This is a genomic window from Nocardia callitridis, from assembly GCF_039543305.1.
Taxonomy (GTDB): domain Bacteria; phylum Actinomycetota; class Actinomycetes; order Mycobacteriales; family Mycobacteriaceae; genus Nocardia; species Nocardia callitridis.
Genome location: NZ_BAABJM010000001.1, coordinates 1 through 15513 on the forward strand (window position 1 = coordinate 1; position 15513 = coordinate 15513).

Consider the following 15513-nt stretch of genomic DNA (forward strand, 5'->3'; position numbering starts at 1 on the left):
GGCGTCGCTATCACAGTGTGATAGCGACGCCGTCGGCGTTTTCGGTACGAGATGTTCCCCGCCGGTCAGCGACCAGCGTTCTGGTATGCCCTCGCGGCGGCGTCCAACTCGTCCAGAGCCTTGCCGTAATCCTCGAAGTTCCCGCTGCTCAACGCGGCACGGGCCGCATCGATCTTCTTACTGAGGTCCGCGGCGGCCGCGTCCCTTGCCGCCGACGAACCGGTCGGCGGCGCGGGCCCGCCCGCCGGTGGCGTACTCCCGGACTGCGGCGGGTTGGTGCCCTGATCGGTCGGCGGCAGCGCGCCGGGGACCGGTCGGATCGCCGGATCGCCGCCCGCCGGTGTCGCCAACGCGCCCGCACCGGGCAACACCTGGTCCAACGCCTCCGCCAAGGTAGAGGCGTAACCGACCTTCACACTGCCCGCCTCGTCGCGGTAGCTCACCAGCACACGCAACAGCTGCGGGAAGGTGGCGGTGTCAGGCCCGGTATTACGTTCGTTGTAGAACGGCTCGACGTACAGGATGCCGCCGTCGGCGACCGGCAAGGTCAACAGATTGCCGTACTTGATCTTGTTCGAGTTGGACAGCAGTGTCTTCTCTTGCGAGACCTCCGGTGCGGTGGTCATCGTGTTCTGTGTCTGCTGCGGTCCCTGTGTCTGCGTATCGGTGGGCAAACGCCGGATCGTGAACTTGCCGTAGCCGTCAGGATCCGAACGCACCGAGATATAGGCCGACAGGAACTGCCGGTTGTAGCCCACCATCGCGCTGGTCAGATTGAACACCGGCTTATTGGTCTTCGGATCGCCCAACAGCACGTAGTACGGCGGCTGGTTGAAAGTGCCGCCGTCGACAGTCGGATCGCTCGGCACCGACCAGAAAGCGTTGTTGGTGAAGAACTCTCGCGGCTCGTCCACGTGGTATTTGGTCAGCATCTCGCGCTGCACCTTGAACAGATCCTCCGGGTACCGGAAGTGCGCACGCAGCTCAGGGGTGATCTCGCTCTCCGGCTTCACCACGCCGGGGAACACGCCACGCCACGCCTTCAGTACCGGGTCGCTCGTGTCTGTCTCGTACAAATCCACCGTGCCGTCGTAGGCATCGACGGTCGCCTTCACCGAGTTGCGGATGTAGCTGACTTCCTTGCGCGGCAGCACCCGACCGGTCTTCTTGTCGATACTGTCCTCGACCGCGCCGTCCAACTGGGTGGTCTGCGCGTACGGGTACTTGTCCAATGTCGTGTACGCGTCGACGATCCACTTGATCCTGCCGCCGATCACCGCGGGATAGGCATTGCGGTCCGCGGTCAACCACGGCGCCACCTTCTGCACCCTGTCGCGCGGATTGCGGTTGTAGATAATCTTGGAATCACTGCTGATCGCCGACGAGAACAAGATGTTGCGCTCGGTGTACTTCGCCGCGAACGCCAACCGGTTGAACCAGTTGCCGATCGGCACGCCGCCCTTGCCGTCATAGGTGAACTGCGCGACGTCGGAATCGTATTCGCGCGGGTTCTCCCCTTCGTCCGCGCCGACGATCGCGTAATCCGGGTCGGCCTGCGAGATGAGCTCGCCGTAGTAGACGCGCGGCTGGTCGACCTCGATGCGCTGCTTGTCCTTCGGCGTGGACAAGTCACTGGTGATGAAGATCGGGTAACCGCTGTCGCTGCTACCACCCGCCACATTCGGGTCCGAGGACTGCGGCTTGTTCACCCGGTTGGCCGGGGCGGCGACGAATCCGTTGCCGTGGGTGTAGACGGTGTGCTTGTTGATCCAGTCGGTCTGGTTGCCGCTCAACGCCGACGGCGAGAGCTCACGCGCGGCGACGATGTAATCCTGCACCGAACCGTCGAGGTTGTAGCGGTCGATGTCCAGTGCCTCGGGGAAGCCGTAGAAGTTCTTCAGCTGACGCAGCTGGGTGAACGTCGGCGACAAGATATTCGGATCCAGCAGACGCACATTGCCGATGGTCGCGGCATCACCCGGCGTTGTGGCCAGGTTCTTGCTGCTTTCGCCCTTGTAGTCCTGGTAATCGATCTTGTCGTCGGTGATCCCGTACGCATCCCTGGTGGCGGTGATATTGCGTTGGATGTACTCGCTTTCCTTCACCGCGGCGTTCGGGCGCACCGAGAACTGCTCGACGACCAGCGGCCACACCGCGCCCACCAAGATCGAGGAGAGCACCAGCAGTGCCGCAGCCATCGCGGGAACACGCAGATCGCGCAACACGATTCCGGCGAAGAACGCGAGCGCGCAGATCACCGCGATGGACAACAGGATCAGCTTCGCGGGCAGCGCGGCATTGATGTCGGTGTAGGAACCACCCATGAACGTGGGCATCTTGCGGCTGCTCGACAACAGATCGAAACGGTCGAACCAGTACGCGAGCGCCTTCAGCAACACGAATGTGCCTGCGAGGACCGCGAGTTGGATACGAGCGGGCCGGGTGAGCGTGCCCTCCCGACCACTCAGGCGCAACCCACCGAACAGGTAATGCGTGATCAGGCTGGCGAAGAAGGCGATAACGATCGCGACGAACAACCAGTTCAGCACCATGCGATAGAAGGGAAGATCGAACGCGTAGAACCCGATGTCGAGATGGAACTGCGGGTCCTGCTGACCGAACTCACCACCGTGCAGGAACAGTTGCAACGTCACCCAGTTCGACTGCGCCACCAGACCCGACAACAGGCCGAGCACCACGGGGATGCCGATCCCGAACAGTCGCAGCCTGCCCATCACCGTCGTGCGGTAACGCGCGATCGGATCATTGGGACCGGCGATCGGAACGAACACCGGGCGTGAGCGATACGCCAACAGCATCGCCAACCACACGATGAGGCCGACGATGACAGCGACCGCGACGAACAACAGCACCCTGGTGCGCAACACCGTCAGATACACATTGCGGAAACCGACCTCGCCGAACCACAACCAGTTCGTATAGGTGTCGGTCAGCCTCGGGCCGAGCAGCAACAAGGCCGCGATGACTATGGCTGTCACTAACAGCACACGGCTGCGTCGAGACAGCGAAGGTAAGCCGGTGGGGGGCCGCATGCCCACGGTGCCACTCTCCAGGGTCCGGCGGCACTCACACCGATACGTCATCCGGTTGCCTGCGCCGCAGTCCGATCTTGCTGGGTGGTCCTCACGGACCGTTGCGCCCACTCTACGGAAATCGGACACCGAGAACAGGACAGGGTTGCTCGCCGGGCATTTCGGGCACGAATCCCCACCGCCGAAATCACCATCCGGCCCACCGAACACACGGGCTCACGAACCCGAGACACCCCCGTTTGATTGGATGTCCCGGTGACCGCAGACCTGCACGCCGAACTCATCCTCGCCCGCGCCGTCCGAGAGGTGGCGGAGTTCGTCGACGCCGAGGGCTGGGCCAAACCGCCGCAGATGTTCGCACTGGTACCCACCCAGGACCTGGTCGCGGTGCAGCCGGAACTGCTCGATCAACTCGACGAGGGCGCCGAACTGACCCCGATCGCGCAGGACCTGTTCCCCGACGACATCACCGGTGGCTCGATCGCGCTGGACGAATTCCTCGCCACCACCAGCTGGCCGCCCGCCGTGCGCGGCTGCGTGCTCGCACAGGAGATCGTCGTCCTGCCGCCGGACGCCGAAGCTACCCTCGACGACGCGCTTTCCCCGCTGTTGGCCGACAAGGACGCCGCCGATGCCGCGGGAAGGGCTGCGGCACAGTCACATCCGGATCGCCGCGACGCGCGGTTGTTCGCCGCGGTACTGCGCGAGGGAACCTCGTTGGCCCTGCTGCAATTACGACCCGACGAGCAGGAAGACGACGAATCGTTCGCCGAACTCGACCTGCGCACCTATCCCAACCTGGCACCGAATGTCATCGAGGCGTTGTTCCAGACCTTGGAGAACACCCCCGAGGACTAGCTAGGAGCAGCCGACGGTCTGCCTGCCCGCATTGAGGTCGTCGAGCGACTGGAGCGCACCGGCGAGGTTGTCCACCTTCACCAGGCGCAGTCCGTCCGGCGTGCGCTGATGCGCCTCGGCGCAATTGGCGGCGGGGACGAGGAAGGTCTCGGCGCCCGCCTCGCGCGCGGCCATCATCTTGTACTGGATGCCGCCGATCGGGCCGACCTTGCCGTCCTGCTCGATGGTTCCCGTTCCCGCGATGAACTTCTCGCCGTCCAGTTCGCCCGGCGTCAACTTGTCGATCAACGCGAGACTGAACATGAGCCCCGCCGACGGTCCCCCGATATCGGCGAGATTGAACGCCACCTGCATCGGCGGGCGCGCGCCCTCGCCGGGCGTCACCCCGAGGTAGCCCTTGGCCGGGTCGTCGGGCCGCGCCCCGACGGTGACCTGGACGGTCTGTTCGGCGTCGGCACGACGCAGCCGGACCGTCAGCTCGGTGCCCGGCGCGCGGCCCGACACCGCGTCGACGACATCCTTGGGCGTGCCGACCTGGACGTCGTCGATGCTGATGATCTCGTCGCCCTCGCGCAGCACATCCTTGGCCGGTGCGTCCTCGGTGACCTTGCGCAGCTTCACCACCGTCGGCAGGTTCAGCTGGTGCAGCGCGGCCACTTCGGCGTTGCTCTCCGAATCCTGGAAGTCCTCCTGATTGGACTTGTCGATCTCCTCGCGCGACACACCGGGCGGATAGACCTCTGAACGTGGCACCAACCCGTGCCGTCCGCTGGCCCAGTAGCCGAAGGCCTCGAAGATGCTCAACTGATCGCGCACCGACACCGTCGTCATATTGAGGTGTCCCGTGGTCGGGTCGACCTCGGCGCCACGGACGTCCACCACGTCTTTGCCATCGACCGCACCGAGGGTGTTGAAGGTGGGGCCGGGGCCGAGGGCGACGAAGGGCACCGCGACCGCGCTGCCGAGCACACCGAGCACGAGCACCGGGATCAGGGCGGCCACCAGAGTGAGGATCCGACGATTCACCCGGACCACACTAATGATCATTCGCACCAGCGTGCGGGCCAGGCACGGATTCGTCATCCTGGCGCGTCCAGGAGGATTTCGCGCCGCGCGAACATCCGACCACCGCCGAGGCGCGTAGACCGGTGCTCCGCACGCGTAACGTAAAGGTCATGAGTGACCACCCCTTCGGATTCTCGAGCGGCGATGACGACGACTCACGCAAGCGTGGTGAGGAGCCGAACGACCCCGGCGCGAACAATCCGTTCGGATTCGGCACCGGCGGCCCCGGCGGCGGTGGCTTCGACCCCAACCAGCTCGGCCAGATGCTCACCTCGCTGGGGCAGATGATCAGCGGTATGGGTCAGCCTGGTTCGCAGCAAGCCGGGCCGGTGAACTACGACGTCGCCAAGCGGTTGGCCCGCCAACAACTCGGTGCCAGCATCACGCCGGTGTCCTCCGGCACCACCAAGGCCGTCACCGACGCCGCGCACCTGGCCGAACTCTGGCTCGACAGCGCGACCACCTTGCCCGCGGGCGCGAACAAGACCGTGGCATGGACCGCGAACGACTGGATCGAGGAGACGCTGACGACCTGGCAGCGGCTGTGTGATCCGGTGGCCGAGCAGATCTCCGGCATGTGGACATCCGCGCTGCCGGAGGACGCCAAGGAGTTCGCGGCGCCGATGGTCGGCATGCTCGGCCAAATGGGTGGGCTCGCGTTCGGATCGCAGCTCGGCCAAGCGCTCGGTCAACTCGCCAAGGAAGTACTGACCTCCACCGATATCGGCCTACCCCTCGGCCCGAGCGGGACCGCCGCACTGTTGCCCGAGGCGATCGCGGAGTTCAGCAAGGGGCTGGAGCAGTCCGAGAGCGAGATCATGGTGTTCCTCGCCGCGCGCGAGGCCGCCCATCAGCGACTGTTCGCGCACGTGCCGTGGCTGCGCCAGCAGGTACTCGCCGCGGTCGAGGACTACGCGCGCGGCATCAAAATGGACTTCTCCGCGATCGAGCAGGCCGCCGAGGGCATGGACCCGATGGCACTGGCCGATCCGTCGAAGCTGGAGGAGATCCTTTCGCAGGGCGCCTTCGAGCCGCAGACGACGCCGGAACAGAAGCAGGCACTCGAACGACTGGAAACGCTGTTGGCCCTGATCGAGGGCTGGGTGCAGGTCGTGGTGACCGACGCGGTCGGCGATCGGCTGCCCGGTGCGGGTGCGCTCGCCGAAACCCTGCGGCGACGCCGCGCCACCGGCGGCCCCGCGGAGCAGACCTTCGCGACCCTGGTCGGGCTCGAACTACGCCCGCGCAAACTGCGCGAGGCGGCGGCGCTGTGGCGCAGGCTCAGCACCGACGCGAGCGTCGAGGCGCGCGACGGGGTGTGGGCGCACCCCGACCTGCTGCCCGACTCGAACGACCTCGACTCCCCCGCCGGGTTCATCGACTCGGTCATCGGTGGCACCACCACCGCCTTCGACGATCCGCTCGCGCAACTCGCGGAGACCGAGGCACGCGAGAAGGCCGACCGCGAGAAGAACGATCAGGGCAAGGGCACCGAGTCCGGCCCCGACCTGGGCAAGGGCGAGCCGGACAAGGACAGCGGGACCGAATAGTCCGCGAAACGTGGTGTGCCGCCGAGCCGATCGCGTGCTCGGTCAGGCGCGATCATCGAGACCGCTGGATTGTCGATCAGATACACCGGCGGTATCGATGTCTCGATGAACATGGTCTGCCGCTTTCCCGTGGCAGCCGGTCCATTGTCGCGTCGCCCGGCGCGAGTGCGTGGTCCTGGCTGGGGCTCGGTTCACTATCGATGCGCCGTCGCCAACGCTGCACGGTGCGTGCGCTGCATATGGCAGTCCAGCGCGGCTGTATCGCTCCCGGTGCAGTTCCGACTTCGTTGAGTCGGTCGCGCGATGCGCCTACAGGTGCGCCGAACGTGGTCGCGACGATGCGTGAGCTGCTGACTCGCTGGTCTGCGGCGATCAAGTTTCCCTGCTGGGGATCAATGTAGCGTCGCATTCCGAACGCGAGGCCCTGACCTGCGCGGGGACACCACAGCGTCCCGTGACTCTGTCCTGTTGATGACGTCAAAACCTGTGGATAACCCCGGTTTTCGTCGCGGGGCGCACGGCCACCGTTGCGCATACTTTGGCCATGACGACGATCTGCCGAGGCCCGATCCTGCCGCCCCAGGTCACGATCCTGGTGCGTCCCGGCGGTGCCATCCAACTCGGTTGGCACCCCGAGGATTCCCTGGTGCTCGAGACCGAGGGGCTCGAAACCGACACCGTACTGGGCTTTTTGCGCCTGCTCGACGGCTCGCACACTCGTCCGCAGATCCTCTGGCAGGCAAACGAATACGGGATCACTCCCGAACAGGCACTGGCACTGCTGGATCTGATCGACACCGCCGAACTGCTCGAGCACCCCGTCGATCGAGCATGGCAGGTCACAGAGGTGCGGATACACGGATTGGGTCCGCTCTCGGACGCGCTCACCACGGGTGCGCGCCGGATGGGCTTGCACCCGAGTCGATCGCATGAGTATGGCGCGAACACGCCGCCGGTACGAACGTGGCACACCGACCTCGTGATCCTCGCCGACGCACTGATTCCCGATCCCCACCTCGTCGACGAACTTGTGCGCCACCGTATTCCGCATCTTCCCGTCCGGGTTCGCGACGGCCGAGGCATGGTCGGTCCCCTGGTCCTGCCCGGCGCGACCAGCTGCCTGCGCTGCGCGGATCTGCGGCGCGCCGACAACGACGCGGACTGGCCGCATCTTGCCGCACAGCTCTACGGCCGGGTCGGTAGCGCTTCACCTGCGACGATCGCGGCTACGGCGGCCATCGCTTTGGGCGAGCTCGAATCGATTTCCAGCTTGTCCGCGCGCCGACCGCCGGTGACCTTGGACACCACCGTGGAATTGGATCCGCACTCCCACCTGGTGCAACAACGGCGCTGGATTCGTCACCGGGACTGCGTGTGTCGTGGCTTACACGCGGAAGTATCCGAGTGATAGCCCCGCTCGGCGCGGCTGGCGGGGCGTTCACATCAAGATTGCCATGGCATACCACGGGGTCCATCCGCCATGATGGGTACGTGTCTGAGATTGTGCGCCGTGGGTCGTCCCGCAATGCCAAATTGGCCAGAATCCCGCTCGGTATCGCCGGGAGGGCCGCCGTCGGGTTCGGTAAGAAGCTTGCCGGAGGCGACAAGTCGCAGATCAACGCGCAATTGAACCAGAAGGCCGCCGAACAGCTGTTCACCATCCTCGGTGAGCTCAAGGGCGGGGCGATGAAATTCGGCCAGGCGCTCAGTGTGATGGAGGCCGCGGTCCCGGAGGAATTCGGCGAGCACTATCGCGAGGCACTGACAAAACTGCAGGCGGAGGCGCCGCCGATGCCGGCAGAGACCGTGCACCGGATGCTCGACCAGCAACTCGGCAAGCAGTGGCGGCAACGGTTCGAGCGTTTCGACGACACTCCGGCCGCCTCGGCCAGCATCGGCCAGGTACACAAGGCGGTGTGGTCGGACGGGCGCACGGTGGCGGTGAAGGTGCAGTACCCCGGCGCCGACGAGGCGCTGCGCGCGGACCTCAAGACCCTGTCCAGGATGACGGGCGTGCTCTCCACACTGATCCCCGGCGCCGACGTGAAACCGATCCTCGCCGAGATCACCGAGCGCACCGAGGAAGAACTGGATTACCGCAACGAGGCCGCCAATCAGCGCGCCTTCGCCAAGGGGTTCGACGGACATCCCGAGATCGTGGTCCCCAAGGTGGTCGCGAGCGCGCCCAAGGTGATCGTCACCGAATGGCTCGACGGCACCGCCGTCTCGGCGATCATCAAGCAGGGCGCGGCGGATCCGGAAGGCACCGTGGCGCTACGCAATCGGGTCGCCGGACTGATGGGCCTGTTCCATTTCTCCTCCCCCGAGACCGTCGGCCTGCTGCACGCGGACCCGCATCCCGGCAACTTCATGGTGCTCGAGGACGGCAAGCTGGCCGTCATCGATTTCGGTGCCTGCGCGCCGTTGCCGGATGGGTACCCACCGGTCTTGGGACACATGCTGGCGCTGGAGGTCGAGGATCGCTACGACGAGCTGATCAAGCTGATGTACGACAACGGGTGGGTCATTCCCGGCCGTACCGTCACCGACGAGGAGATCGCCAACTATCTGCGTCCGTTCACCGACCCGGTGAAGTCGGATTCCTTCCACTTCACCAGGACGTGGATGCAGCGCGTGGCGGGCAAGGCCTCGGACATCTCCGGCCCTGAGATGAAAACCGCACGCGCACTGCAACTTCCTGCCGAATTCGTGATGATCTTCCGGGTGCTCGGCGGCTCGGTGGGCATTCTCGCCCAACTCGATGCCGAGCTGCCGTTCATGGAACTGGTGCGCACCTGGATGCCCGGCTTCCGCGAAGAACTCACCACGAGCTAGCCCTCTCGCCGCGGGAGCCGACGCGGCACGACGACGCAGGCGAGCCGCTCACCGGCAACGGGTGAGCGGCTCACTTGCTTTCTCGTTCGATGGCTCCGGCCAGGTCACGCGGACCCGGCCGGACACTTCGATCGGAGGGAGGGACGACAACGGCGCGGATCATGCCGGGATCGCGACCTTGCGCGGACGACCGCGCGGACGCTTGCGAGCGATGACCTCTCCCTGATCGAAGATCTCACCACCCCAGACGCCCCACGGCTCGCGCCGGTCGATGGCCGCGTTCAAGCAGCCTTTGCGGATCGGACAAGACGCACACAACGCCTTGGCCTGCTCCAGCTCGACCGGGCTTTCGGCGAACCAGAGGTCGGGATCGCCGCCCGCTCGGCACGGCACGGACTTGGTGACCTCCCGAGCCCGCTTGTCAGCCACCCCGGTCCGGCATGTCACATCTGCACTGGCCGTCGGCCATTGCTGTGCGGTGAACACGTCGTTCTCCTTCAACTCGTTTGCAGCGGTTCGTATTTCATGACGCGAAACCGGTGCCTCGGCTGAAGGGCCGAAAACAATGGCCACGGTTTCGCGGTGTGCGAGCCGTGGCCAGGAGGTCTGGTGGGGAAGGTCCCTACCTAGGTCGACATCTCTGTCGATTCCTGATCACGGTCGCCGGGTGTGCGTCGCGGAGTCGTACTGCCTGCAGTGCTGCCGCCGGCTCGTTGGCCTCCATTGCGGAGACACCGAGGGCGACATGCTGCCAACCTCCGCTGAACACGTGCTTGACGACGACGGACGGGTACACCGGCGGATTGACGAGTGCGGTGCTCGCGTCGAAGCAAGACGTGCTGATCCCCTGCAAAGCGAGGATCCCCCGGGAGGCGGGCATGGGCGCATCAGCCGCGTCGGCCATAAAGCCGAAAGCGTTGATGTTCACGATGCTGTTCATGTCGCTGCCTCCCTCCTTCTCGTGATGATGTGTGCTACGTCCGCGCGGGAGTGACCTCCCGAATGCGTGATCTCTACATTAGGCAACTTTCCCCGATGCGACAACCTATTTTCTACCTGCGGTTTTGCTGATCAATCGGTCTTCGGCGACGCGCGCAACCGCGAACCGACGATCGCGAGAACCTCGGCGCCGTACTGCTCCAGCTTCTTCGCGCCGATTCCCGGAATCGCGGTCAACGCGGCGTCATCGGCGGGAAGCTGTTCGGCGATCGCGGTGAGCGTGGTGTCGGTGAAGATCACGAACTCGCGCGCCCGCAGCTCCTCGGCCTTCTCCGTGCGCCATTCCTGTAGTGCCGCAAGCAGTTCCGCGTCCAGCTCGGCGGGACAACGGCGGCACCGACCGAGCATGGTCGCGTAGGTGCCGATCAGTGGCTTCGCGCATACCCGACACGTCGGACGTTCCCGCGTCGCGCCCCGCTGCGGCACGGAGTTGGCAATCCTCGACGCGGGGGAATCGTCGGGAACCAGGCCATTGAGAAAGCGCGAACGCCGCCGCGAGCGTTTGCCGCCCTCGTTGCGCGCCAACGACCAGGACAACCGCAGGTGTTCACGCGCCCTGGTGACCCCGACGTAAAGCAGCCGCCGCTCCTCCTCCAGCGCGGCCTCGTCGGCCACCGACATGTCCGAGGAGAGCACATGCGCGATCGGCAGTGTGCCGTCGGACAATCCGGTCAGGAAGACCGCGTCCCACTCCAATCCCTTGGCCGCGTGCAGCGAGGCCAGCGTCACCCCCTGCACGGTCGGCGGGTGCCGCGCCTCGGCGCGGGCGGCCAACTCGCGCAGCAGGCCGGTGAGGTCCAGTTCGCCGTCGTGTTCGACGAGTTCCTCGGTGAGGCGCACCAACGCGACCATCGCTTCGCGGCGTTCCCTCGCCTGTGCGCCGGCGGGTTCCTCGGTGGTGAGCCCGTGCGCGGACAAGGTCGCGCGGACCAGCGTGATCAACGCGGCTCCGCGCCGCGCCGGCGCTGGCAGATCCTCGCGCGCCTCGGTCTTGCGCAGCGCGAGCACGGCCTGGCGTACCTCGGCGCGGGTGAAGAAGCCCTCGCCGCCGCGCACCTGGAACGGGATGCCACGTTCGGTGAGCGCCTGTTCGTAGCCCTCGGACTGCGCGTTGATCCGGTAGAGCACCGCGATCTCCGCGGCGGGTGTGCCCTCGGCGATCAACCGCTTGATGGCGGCGGCGACCGCGGCGGCCTCGGCGGGAGCGTCGTCGTACTCACGGAACGTGGGTTCCACACCGTCGGGGCGCTGACCGATCAGCTGCAACCTGGTGCCAGCGATGCGCCCACGCGCCATGCCGATCACCCGGTTGGCCAGCGAAACCAACTGCGGGGTCGAACGATAATCGCGTTCGAGGCGTACCACGGTGGCCTCGGGGAAGCGCCGGGAGAAGTCGAGTAGAAACGTCGGGGTCGCGCCGGTGAACGAGTAGATCGTCTGGTTCGCGTCACCGACGACGGTGAGATCGTCACGCTCACCGAGCCACGCGTCGAGCACCCGCTGCTGCAACGGGGTGACGTCCTGATACTCGTCGACGACGAAACTGCGGTAGCGGCCACGGAATTCGTCCGCCACCGAGGGGAAGTCCTCCAGCGCCGCGGCCGTGTGCAACAGCAGGTCGTCGAAGTCCAACAGCAGACCGTCGGGTGTCGACTTCAGCTTCTCGTAGCCCGCGTACACCTGCGCGACGCGCATCGCGTCGTAGGGGGTCTCGCGCCGCAGCTTGGCGACCGTCGCCGGGTAGTCCTCCGGGGCGACGAGCGCGGCCTTGGCCCATTCGATCTCGCTGAGCAGGTCCCGAACGCTGTCGGTGGCCGAGGACAACCCGACCCGGTTGGCCGCCTGCGCGACAATCGGGAACTTGCTGTCGAGCAGCCGCCATGGCACGTCGCCGACGACCTGTGGCCAGAAGTACTTCAGCTGACGCAGCGCCGCGGCGTGGAAGGTGCGCGCCTGCACCTGGGTGGCATCGCCGCCGAGTCCGAGGGCGCGCAGCCTGGCGCGCATCTCCCCCGCGGCGCGTGCGGTGAAGGTGACGGCGAGCACCTGATCGGCCTTGACGTGACCTTCGGAAACGAGATGGGCGATGCGGTAGGTGATCGTTCGCGTCTTGCCGGTGCCCGCGCCCGCGAGCACGCAGACCGGTCCGCGCGGCGCACGGACCGCCGCGGCCTGTTCCGGGTCCAGGGCGGCGAGATCTAGTGCGGGCACGGGCTCCATCATGACAGTGCCGACCGACAGGCGACGCGGCCACGGGTGCGCCACGACGATCCGACACGACGTCGCGCGCTAGGACCTGGCTGGTCACTCGCCGCCCGAAGCGGCCGGCAACCTCCGCCGCCCGCGCGACGAATCCGCGCGAAATGCGCTCATCGACGGGCATCGGAGGAGCACCGATCTGGCGCGGGTGCGCGAGCGATCACGGAAACCCGATGCCGAGATAAACCCTCCTCGGTGGTCGTGCCGTCGCGCGCACCGGATTGTCGACAGGGCTGCGACGAGCAATTCGCGGGCCGAACATGCGCGACGCCGCCATCTCGGTGTGCGGGCACGGAGCCATTCGGCGGACACCGGTGATGTCGGCGCGTGCGCGAGACAACCCTCGACGGTTCGCACCGGTCAGGAACAACCCGGTGCCGCTCGACGTTGCATCGTCCGTGACTGAGCAGACTCCTGACCTGACGATGTACTCGACCACCTGGTGCGGCTACTGCCGCAGGCTGAAGACGCAGCTGACCGAGGCCGGCATCACCTACGCGGAGGTCGACATCGAGCAGGACCCGGCCTCGGCGGACTTCGTCGGCAGCGTGAACAACGGCAACCATGTGGTGCCGACGGTGAAATTCTCCGACGGTTCCACCGCGACGAACCCCTCCCTTGCCGAGGTGAAGCGAGTACTTGCCGGCATTTCTTGACGGCTGTTCAGGGAAACCGACTGCGCGGGTGGATGATTCGCGTCATCGTTGCACAGGACACAACTGTCGGTGGCGCGCAGGGCGCCTCGGCCGGATCGCCCGGTTCCGCGTGACGATCAACGATCTGGGCATCCACGTCCTACGCCACGGCCCGCGCGTCACCCGCGACAGTCGTCGCCGAACCGGCGACTAGCTCTCCTGCTCCGCCCACGACTCGACGATGGTGCGGGCGATGGAGATCGATCCGGGAAGCAGCAGTCGCGCGCCCTCGCCCTGCGCCGACCAATCACCGACGCCGAGCGCCTCGGCCACCTCGGCGCGGGTGAACCAGTGCGCCTCGGTGATCTCGCCGTCGGCGAAGACCAGGGGCTGTTCGGGGTCGGCGACCGCCGAGAAGCCGAGCATCAGCGAACGCGGAAACGGCCACGGCTGGCTGCCGAGATAGGTGATCTCGCCGACCTCGAGGCCGACTTCCTCCAGCATTTCCCGTTCCACGCACCGCTCCAAGGATTCCCCCGCCTCGACGAACCCGGCGAGCAGGGAGAACAGGGTGGGCGGCCAGCTGTGCTGACGGGCCAAGAGCACGCGGTCGCCGCCGTCGTGGATCAGGCAGATCACCGCGGGGTCGATGCGGGGGAATTCCTCGTACCCGCTCTCGGTGACCCGCGACCAGCCCGCCTTGATCGCGGTAGTCGGCGCACCGTCGGCGGCGTTGAAACCCGCCTTGTCGTGCCAGTTCAGCACCGCATTGGCCGCGGTGAGCACCGCGGCGGTGAAGTCGTCGAGCCCGCCGGCGAGACCGCGCAGGTCGATCAGCGGTCCGGTGAGTTCGTTGTCCCGGATCGCCCACAGATGGTTGCCACCATCGATACCGAGGAAGACCGCGGCGGGGTGTGGTTCGTCGGCGAGCTCGGTGGCCGCGCCGAACACCAGGGCACCGTGCTCGAAACGGAACTGGCCGCGCCGGTTCACCCGCAGCAGCTTGGCCTCCGGCCAGCCCTTCTTCAACGCTTCGGCGTCGGCGCGAATCTCCTCGGCTCGATCGAACACCGAACGCGAGAGCAACGGAACACCATTGAGCTGAAAGGCCGACACGCTCCCACACTATCGCGCCCCGCTCGGTTGCCTACCGACCAGACCGCTCCCACCCGTCGAGCCCTACTTGGCGGCCCGTCGGATGTAGAGCAATTTGTCGCCCGACTCCAGCGCGTCCACCTCGGGTTCGCCGACCCGAATCAGCTCGCCACCGCGCACGACCCCGAGCACGATATCGCTGAGATGCCGTGGTGAGCCGCCGATCTCGGGCTGTTCGACCTCGCGCTCGGCTACCGCGAAACCCGCCTCGGGGGTCAGCAGATCCTCCATCATCTCGACGACGGTCGGGGTGGTGGTGGCGATACCGAGCAGTCGCCCCGCCGTCTCCGAGGACACCACCACCGAGTCCGCGCCGGACTGCCGCACCAGGTGGGTGTTCTCCGCCTCGCGGATCGCGACGACGATCTTGGCCTTGCGATTGAGTTCGCGCGCCGAGAGGGTCACCAGCACCGCGGTGTCGTCGCGGTTGGTGGCCACGATCACCGATATCGCGTGCTGCACACCTGCGAGCCGCTGCACGTCGGACTGGGTGGCCGAGCCGTGCACGGTGACCAGGCCCGCGTTCGCCGCTGCTTCCAAGGCGACAACGTCGGTGTCGACCACCACGATGTCGTCGGGCTGGACGCCGTCGCCGAGCATCGCGTCGATCGCGGTGCGACCCTTGGTTCCGTATCCGATGACCACGGTGTGATTGCGCACGGAGTGCCTCCATCGCTGGATCTTGAAAGCCTGACGGGAGCGCTCGGTCAGCACGCCGAGGGTGGTGCCGACGAGAATAATGAGAAACAACACGCGCATCGGCGTGATCAGCACGATGTTCACCAGTCGCGCGGTCGGTGAGATCGGCGAGATGTCGCCGTATCCGGTGGTCGACAGCGAGACCGTCGCGTAGTAGAGCGCGTCGAGAAAAGACAATTCGTCGCCGGAGCTGTCACGGTATCCGCTGCGTCCGATGAACACCACCAATGCCGCCGCGAACAGCAACCCGATGGCGAACAGCACCCGCCGGGTGAGTGAAATCCACGGACTGGTCTGGATTTCCGGGATGCGCAGGACGCCGACCAGCGCGAAATCGGGACGGCTCGACAAGGCGCGCGCGCGGTCACCGAACACCGCTCGCCCCCCTCGGGTCGTTTTCCGTGT

The 15513-nt window shown here is 66.3% G+C and carries 12 protein-coding genes; 5 read left to right on the forward strand and 7 right to left on the reverse strand.

The window, feature by feature from the left end; all coding sequences use genetic code 11:
• Positions 1 to 65 precede the first annotated feature (65 nt).
• A complete protein-coding gene (locus ABEA50_RS00005) occupies positions 66 to 3059 on the reverse strand; it encodes a UPF0182 family protein (protein ID WP_345492851.1) in 2994 nt (997 codons plus the stop codon).
• Positions 3060 to 3308: 249 nt separating this feature from the next.
• Between ABEA50_RS00005 and ABEA50_RS00010 the strand changes: the two genes are divergently transcribed.
• Positions 3309 to 3911, forward strand: coding sequence for a PPA1309 family protein (locus ABEA50_RS00010; RefSeq protein WP_345492852.1), 603 nt, complete (start codon positions 3309 to 3311; stop codon positions 3909 to 3911).
• On the opposite strand, the gene ABEA50_RS00015 is transcribed toward ABEA50_RS00010, so the two are convergent.
• Entirely contained in the window at positions 3912 to 4937 is a 1026-nt protein-coding gene (locus ABEA50_RS00015) for a YlbL family protein (RefSeq protein ID WP_345494580.1), read from the reverse strand.
• Positions 4938 to 5086: 149 nt separating this feature from the next.
• Between ABEA50_RS00015 and ABEA50_RS00020 the strand changes: the two genes are divergently transcribed.
• From ABEA50_RS00020 to ABEA50_RS00030, 3 genes are all read left to right on the forward strand, one after another.
• Positions 5087 to 6526: a zinc-dependent metalloprotease gene (locus ABEA50_RS00020; RefSeq protein WP_345492853.1), complete on the forward strand. Its 1440-nt coding sequence runs from the start codon at positions 5087 to 5089 to the stop codon at positions 6524 to 6526.
• A gap of 544 nt (positions 6527 to 7070) precedes the next feature.
• Entirely contained in the window at positions 7071 to 7934 is an 864-nt protein-coding gene (locus ABEA50_RS00025) for a TOMM precursor leader peptide-binding protein (protein ID WP_345492854.1), read from the forward strand.
• Positions 7935 to 8017: 83 nt separating this feature from the next.
• Positions 8018 to 9361 (forward strand): ABC1 kinase family protein, encoded by a 1344-nt coding sequence (locus ABEA50_RS00030; RefSeq protein WP_345492855.1) that lies wholly within the window; start codon positions 8018 to 8020, stop codon positions 9359 to 9361.
• Between the two features lie 159 nt (positions 9362 to 9520).
• Here ABEA50_RS00030 and ABEA50_RS00035 read toward each other — a convergent pair whose 3' ends face one another.
• The 3 genes from ABEA50_RS00035 to ABEA50_RS00045 all read right to left on the reverse strand — a co-directional run bounded on the left by ABEA50_RS00035 (position 9521) and on the right by ABEA50_RS00045 (position 12583).
• On the reverse strand, positions 9521 to 9847 hold the full coding sequence (locus ABEA50_RS00035) for a WhiB family transcriptional regulator (protein WP_425577552.1): 327 nt from the start codon (positions 9845 to 9847) through the stop codon (positions 9521 to 9523).
• Between the two features lie 136 nt (positions 9848 to 9983).
• Positions 9984 to 10301, reverse strand: a complete 318-nt coding sequence (locus tag ABEA50_RS00040) for a hypothetical protein (protein WP_345492856.1) — start codon at positions 10299 to 10301, stop codon at positions 9984 to 9986.
• Between the two features lie 131 nt (positions 10302 to 10432).
• A complete protein-coding gene (locus tag ABEA50_RS00045) occupies positions 10433 to 12583 on the reverse strand; it encodes an ATP-dependent DNA helicase UvrD2 (protein ID WP_345492857.1) in 2151 nt (716 codons plus the stop codon).
• 461 nt (positions 12584 to 13044) lie between these two features.
• On the opposite strand from ABEA50_RS00045, the gene ABEA50_RS00050 reads away from it, so the two are divergent.
• A complete protein-coding gene (locus ABEA50_RS00050; RefSeq protein ID WP_345494582.1) occupies positions 13045 to 13275 on the forward strand; it encodes a mycoredoxin in 231 nt (76 codons plus the stop codon).
• A gap of 189 nt (positions 13276 to 13464) precedes the next feature.
• On the opposite strand, the gene nudC is transcribed toward ABEA50_RS00050, so the two are convergent.
• Both nudC and ABEA50_RS00060 read right to left on the reverse strand, forming a co-directional pair.
• On the reverse strand, positions 13465 to 14370 hold the full coding sequence (gene nudC, locus ABEA50_RS00055) for an NAD(+) diphosphatase (protein WP_345492858.1): 906 nt from the start codon (positions 14368 to 14370) through the stop codon (positions 13465 to 13467).
• A gap of 63 nt (positions 14371 to 14433) precedes the next feature.
• Positions 14434 to 15483 (reverse strand): potassium channel family protein, encoded by a 1050-nt coding sequence (locus ABEA50_RS00060; protein ID WP_345492859.1) that lies wholly within the window; start codon positions 15481 to 15483, stop codon positions 14434 to 14436.
• Between the last annotated feature and the right edge of the window lie 30 nt (positions 15484 to 15513).